The following is a 4376-nucleotide window of genomic DNA, read 5'->3' on the forward strand; positions in this document are numbered from 1 at the left end:
TCCTGTACTCGTTCAGTTACGTCTTCACAGCCAACGGAGGAGTTAGTTGGATGATCCAGCACCTGGCGGGCCCACCGAATCAACCAACCAGGATCGAAAGCTCTGTCCTCCATGCGTACTCACTACTGCGGCCTCGTGACCGAAGAGCTGCTGGGCCAAACCGTCAGCCTGTGCGGCTGGGTGCACCGCCGCCGCGACCACGGCGGGGTGATCTTCATCGACCTGCGCGACCGCGAGGGCCTCGTGCAGGTCGTCTGCCACCCCGACAATGCCGACGTCTTCAAGGTCGCCGAGCACGTACGTAACGAGTACTGCCTGCGCGTGACGGGCACCGTCGTGAACCGCCTGGAGGGCACCGCCAACGCCAACCTGAAGTCGGGCAAGATCGAGATCAACACCACCAAGCTGGAAGTGCTGAACGCGTCCGTGCCGGTGCCGTTCCAGCTGGACGACGACAACCTGTCGGAAACGACGCGCCTGACGCACCGCGTGCTCGACCTGCGCCGCCAGCAGATGCAGCACAACCTGCGCCTGCGTTACAAAGTGTCGATGGAAGTGCGCAAGTACCTGGACAACCTGGGCTTCATCGACATCGAGACCCCGATGCTGACCAAGTCCACGCCGGAAGGCGGCGCGCGACTACCTGGTGCCGTCGCGCGTCAACCCGGGCAACTTCTTCGCGCTGCCGCAGTCGCCGCAGCTGTTCAAGCAGCTGCTGATGGTCGCCAACTTCGACCGCTACTACCAAATCACCAAGTGCTTCCGCGACGAAGACCTGCGCGCCGACCGCCAGCCGGAATTCACCCAGATCGACTGCGAGACGTCGTTCCTGACCGAGCAGGAAATCCGTGACCTGTTCGAGGACATGATGCGCGTGGTCTTCAAGAACGCCGCCGGCATCGACCTGCCTAACCCGTTCCCGGTGATGGACTTCGCCACCGCCATGGGCCTCTACGGTTCGGACAAGCCCGATATGCGGGTAAAACTGCAGTTCACCGAACTGACGGAGCTGATGAAGACCGTCGAATTCAAGGTCTTCAACAACGCCGCCAACATGGCGGGCGGCCGTGTCATCGGCCTGCGCGTGCCGCAGGGTGGTTCGATGCCGCGTTCGGAAATCGACGCGTACACGCAATTCGTCGGCATCTACGGCGCCAAGGGCCTCGCCTACATCAAGGTCAACGAGAAGGCCAAGGGCCGCGACGGCCTGCAATCGCCGATCGTCAAGAACCTCTCGGACGACGTGCTGGCCAAGGTGCTGGAACTGACCGGCGCACAGGACGGCGACCTGATCTTCTTCGGCGCCGACAAGGCAAAGGTCGTGAATGACTCGATGGGCGCGCTGCGCGTGAAGATCGGCCACTCGGAATTCGCCAAGAAGGCCGGCCTGTTCGAAGAAGTGTGGGCGCCGCTGTGGGTCATCGACTTCCCGATGTTCGAGTACGACGAGGAAGGCGACCGCTGGAACGCGACGCACCACCCGTTCACCGCGCCGAAGGACGGCCACGAGGACATGCTCGAGACGAACCCGGGCGCCTGCATCGCCAAGGCCTACGACATGGTGCTGAACGGCTGGGAACTGGGCGGCGGCTCGATCCGTATCCACCGCGAGGAAGTCCAGAGCAAGGTATTCCGCGCGCTGAAGATCGATGCGGAAGAAGCGCAGCTGAAGTTCGGCTTCCTGCTCGACGCCCTGCAGTACGGCGCCCCGCCGCACGGCGGCCTGGCGTTCGGCCTGGACCGCCTGATCACGCTGATGACGGGTTCCGAGTCGATCCGCGACGTGATCGCGTTCCCGAAGACCCAGCGCGCACAGGACCTCCTGACCAACGCGCCGTCGGAAGTCGACGAGAAGCAGCTGAAAGAGCTGCATATCCGTCTGCGCAACGAGCCGAAGGTCGCGTAAGCAAAACCGGCGCTGCCGTTTGAACCCGTCGTCCCCGCGCAGGCGGGGATCCAATCCTGCGTGCGTTTCGACTGCGCGTAAAACTTGGGTCCCCGCCTTCGCGGGGACGACGCTTTTCATGTGGCGCTACAATGGCGTTATGACGCATAAAATCCCCGAATCCGTCCTCGTCGTCATCCACACCGCCGACCTGGAGGTGCTGCTGATCGAACGCGCCGACCGTCCCGGCTTCTGGCAATCCGTCACCGGCTCCCTCGACCACCCCGACGAACCGCTGCTGGCAACGGCCACCCGCGAACTGTTCGAGGAAACCGGCATCGTCGCCGACGGCGAGCGCATCGTCCTCAAGGACTGGCACCTGTCCAACATCTACGAGATTTATCAGACCTGGCGCCACCGCTACGCGCCCGGCGTCACCCACAACACCGAGCACGTGTTCTCCGTCTGCGTCCCCCGCGACATCGCGATCACCCTCGCGCCGCGCGAACACCTGCAGTATGCCTGGCTGCCGTTGCTGGAAGCGGCCGACCGGTGCTTTTCCAGCTCGAACGCGGAAGCGATCCTGCATCTGCCGCGCCACGTCCAGGCGGCGTAGACAAAAACACGATCCGGGCGGCCGGCGTCGTCCATTTCAACCGTGCGCCAGGTAATCTGTGCTATTTTGCCTTGCCTCATAGCAATGACATTCCGACCGACATCCCATGCGCAGCGCAAAACATCTCAGATTCGTCGTCCTGGCCGTCTTCACCGTCATGGTGCTGGTGGCGGCGGTGCCGTTCTGGCTGAACCGCTCCGTCAACGTCCTGCTGGCGCAGACGCGCGCCGACCAGCTCGCGCAGCAGCGCATCGATGACATCCTGACCAGCATGTGCGATGCCGAGACGGCGCAGCGCGGCTTCATCATCACCGGCAATGACGCCTTCCTCGAACCGTATGAGCGGGCCCGGCGCACGCTGCCCTCGGCCCTGCACGACGCCAAGGAGCTGGCGCGCACGGATGCCGAACGGGCCAGCGCGTGGCGCATCGCGCGCCTGGCGGAACTCAAAATGGCCGAACTCGACGAAACCATCGTGCTGCGCCGCCGCGCCGGTTTCGCCGCGACCGAGCGCGTGGTCAGCTCGCTGCGCGGCAAGCAGTACATGGACGAGCTGCGCCAGCTCGTCGCGGCGGTAGATGCGCGCGGCAAGGCCAGGCGCGACGCGCTGCGGGTCGACCTGCTGGACCGCTCCGGGCGGTCGTTCACCGTGAGCCTCGCCGCCACCGCCTGCAATATCCTCGTGCTGGGCGCGCTGCTGCTGATCGTGATGCGCATGCTGCGCGCGCGCCGCGCCGCCGCCGCGCAGCTGGAGATGCAGGCCGGCCAGCTCACGGAGGCGGTCGCCCTGACGACGCGCCACAACCGCGAACTGAAACTGGTCGCGGAACTGCTGCGCGCCGTGGAGGCCGTCCCGTCGATCCCGGACGTCGGCCCGGTGATCGCACGCACCATGCCGAAACTGCTGCCCGGCGTGGCGGGCACGCTGTTCCTGCTGCGCGACGACGACGCCAACATGCTGGACCGCCATGCGCAGTGGGGCACGCCGTCCGACCAGCCTCTGGCCATCGACATCGAGTCGTGCTGCGGCGCTGCGCCACCGCGCGCGTTACCGGACCGCCGGCTACGACGATCCGGCCTGCGCCCACTACCGCGCGCCGGCGGACGAGACGGCGGGGCGCCTGTGCATCCCGCTCGTCACGCACGATGAACTGGTCGGCATGCTGCACGTCGAGGGACTGGCGTGCGGTCCGGAGCAGGAAGAGCAGGAGCGCCTGGCGGTGACGGTCGCGGAGCAGCTCGCGCTGGCGCTCGGGAACGCGCGCCTGCGCGAAACGCTGCGCCGGCAATCGGTGCTCGATCCGCTCACCGGCCTGTTCAACCGGCGCCACTTCGACGCCGCCCTGAAACGCGAGCTGGCGCGGGCGCGGCGCAAGGAGGTGCCCGTGAGCCTCGTACTCGTCGACATCGACCATTTCAAGCGTGTCAACGACGAGTTCGGGCACGCCGTCGGCGACGCCGTGCTGCGCACCATCGCCCAGCAACTGCGCCTCGGGATCCGCGAAGGCGACATCGCCTGCCGCTACGGCGGCGAGGAGATGGTCCTGCTCCTCCCGGAATGCACGGCCATCGACGCGAGCGCGCGCGCGGAGGCGATCCGCATCGCGCTGGGCAGCATCAGGCCGACCGCCGAGGGGGAAGGGCCGGAGCGGATCACGGCGTCGTTCGGCGTGGCCGCCTATCCCGTCCACGCCCAGGATGCCGAGGCGCTGTTCTGGGCGGCCGACAAGGCGCTGTACCGCGCCAAGGAGCATGGGCGCGACCGCGTGGCGACCGGCGCCTGAGACGGCAATGTTGTACAGGCGCTGGATCATCCAACTAACTCCTCCGTTTTAACCTTAGCAATACGTAACTGAACGAAGAACAGGGCAAGCA

General features: G+C 66.0%; 3 protein-coding genes and 1 pseudogene. All 4 read left to right on the top strand.

All coding sequences use genetic code 11. From position 1 onward, the window contains the following. The first annotated feature begins 111 nt into the window (after positions 1–111). Positions 112–1906: pseudogene (aspS, locus tag ACWNCF_RS00495) on the top strand (aspartate--tRNA ligase). Between the two features lie 139 nt (positions 1907–2045). Further along, positions 2046–2501 carry a dihydroneopterin triphosphate diphosphatase gene (nudB, locus tag ACWNCF_RS00500; RefSeq protein ID WP_449405638.1) on the top strand — a complete coding sequence of 152 codons (456 nt, stop codon included), beginning with the start codon at positions 2046–2048 and terminating at the stop codon, positions 2499–2501. A gap of 106 nt (positions 2502–2607) precedes the next feature. Next, the gene (locus ACWNCF_RS00505; protein WP_449405639.1) at positions 2608–3651 is read left to right on the top strand and encodes a CHASE3 domain-containing protein; all 1044 of its coding nucleotides are present in this window, start codon (positions 2608–2610) and stop codon (positions 3649–3651) included. Beyond that, on the top strand, positions 3533–4285 hold the full coding sequence (locus ACWNCF_RS00510) for a diguanylate cyclase (protein WP_449405640.1): 753 nt from the start codon (positions 3533–3535) through the stop codon (positions 4283–4285). Before ACWNCF_RS00505 ends, ACWNCF_RS00510 begins: the two co-directional genes overlap by 119 nt. Positions 4286–4376 lie beyond the last annotated feature (91 nt).

This window comes from Massilia phosphatilytica, from assembly GCF_977014125.1.

Coding starts and splice junctions, on each gene's coding strand:
- ACWNCF_RS00505 (WP_449405639.1), top strand. CDS start 2,608: ATGCGCAGCGCAAAACATCTCAGATTCGTCGTCCTGGCCGTCTTCACC.
- nudB (WP_449405638.1), top strand. CDS start 2,046: ATGACGCATAAAATCCCCGAATCCGTCCTCGTCGTCATCCACACCGCC.